This window comes from Yunchengibacter salinarum, from assembly GCF_037658235.1.
Taxonomy (GTDB): domain Bacteria; phylum Pseudomonadota; class Alphaproteobacteria; order Sphingomonadales; family Kordiimonadaceae; genus Yunchengibacter; species Yunchengibacter salinarum.
On the sequence record NZ_JBBJLN010000033.1, the window covers coordinates 1 to 620 of the forward strand.

The following is a 620-nucleotide window of genomic DNA, read 5'->3' on the forward strand; positions in this document are numbered from 1 at the left end:
ACCACGCCGGCGCCGACGGTGCGGCCACCTTCGCGGATGGCGAAGCGCAGGCCGTCTTCCATGGCGATCGGGGCGATCAGTTCCACGGTCAGGTTCACATTGTCGCCGGGCATCACCATTTCCGTGCCGGACGGCAGCTCGATCGCGCCGGTCACGTCCGTCGTGCGGAAGTAGAACTGCGGGCGATAGTTGCCAAAGAACGGCGTGTGACGGCCACCCTCATCCTTGGTCAGGATATAGGTCTCGGCTTCGAACTTGGTGTGCGGCGTGATCGTGCCAACATGCGCCAGAACCTGGCCACGCTCCACATCGTCACGGCCAACACCCCGCAGCAGCGCGCCGATATTGTCGCCCGCTTCGCCCTGGTCCAGCAGCTTGCGGAACATCTCAACGCCCGTAACCGTCGTCTTGCGGGTGTCCTTCAGGCCGACAATCTCAACCTCTTCACCCACCTTCACAACGCCGCGCTCAACACGACCCGTCACAACGGTACCACGGCCGGAAATCGAGAACACGTCCTCAACCGGCATCAGGAAAGGCTGGTCCTTGGGGCGATCCGGCGAGGGAATGTACTCATCAACCTGCTTCATCAGCTCAAGGATCTTCTCCTTGCCGATGTT

General features: G+C 61.9%; 1 protein-coding gene. It reads right to left on the reverse strand.

The features are described from left to right. Positions 1-620 (reverse strand): EF-Tu C-terminal domain-related protein (locus tag WGH93_RS13200; RefSeq protein ID WP_374765339.1); only part of this gene is annotated, 620 nt, incomplete at both ends.